The 650-nt window shown below is 58.5% G+C and carries 1 protein-coding gene and 1 pseudogene; both read right to left on the bottom strand.

Annotated elements, in window-relative coordinates; translation table 11 throughout:
- On the bottom strand, positions 1-245 hold a 245-nt coding region (locus C5B91_RS21280; protein WP_013035697.1), incomplete at its 3' end, for a type II toxin-antitoxin system HicA family toxin.
- Positions 246-509, bottom strand: a pseudogene (locus C5B91_RS22865) (hypothetical protein).
- Positions 510-650 lie beyond the last annotated feature (141 nt).

Here is a 650-nt window from a genome sequence, read left to right as displayed (position 1 = left end):
TACAGCGTCTGTTCAATCCACTCGCACCACGAGTGGAAGTCCTTCGCGCCGCATTGATCGGCGATGGAACGGAGGGTCCCAATCTTGAGTTCGTCGTGCTGCGGCACGTCGACGTTTCGGACTTCTCCCGTCTCGGGATGCTCGTATCGCAGCCGAACGTGGCTTCCGTGGCGAGATTTCGGGACGTATCCGTACTTCGTGAGTGCTTTGGTGACCTCGCGGCCAGAGAACGTCCTCCGTACCATCTACTGCATAAAGTCGGGCAGTTCGCGGTTCTCGAACTCGTCGGGGTCGAGGCCGAGTTCTTCGAGGTCATCGTCGGTGATGGGCTCACCACCACCCTCGTGGAGAACGAGAGCCTCCGCAAGCTGCGAAAGTGCTTCTGCTCGGGTGTCGCCACCACGTGAGAGACCGGTCTCGGTATCGCGGGCGGTGATACTCCCGTCGTCTTAGCGGATGAACTCGACCCCCTCAAAGTCGTCGTCCCCGTTGCGAGTCGCACTTGCCATCCTAAACTCGAATCGGTCTCAGAGGATAAGCGTTCGGACGGCGAGGAATCCCCCTCTATATTCAGCACGCGACACCTGTCAGGTCCTGAGTATTTCAACAGAGCCGTAGGTGTGTAAGTGGATTAGCTCAGACGTCGAATC

Origin of the sequence: Haloferax sp. Atlit-10N (assembly GCF_003586325.1) — an archaeon.
GTDB lineage: Archaea > Halobacteriota > Halobacteria > Halobacteriales > Haloferacaceae > Haloferax > Haloferax prahovense.
Note: the sequence above shows the minus strand (reverse complement) of the source record. Positions and strands in the feature narration are given on the sequence as shown.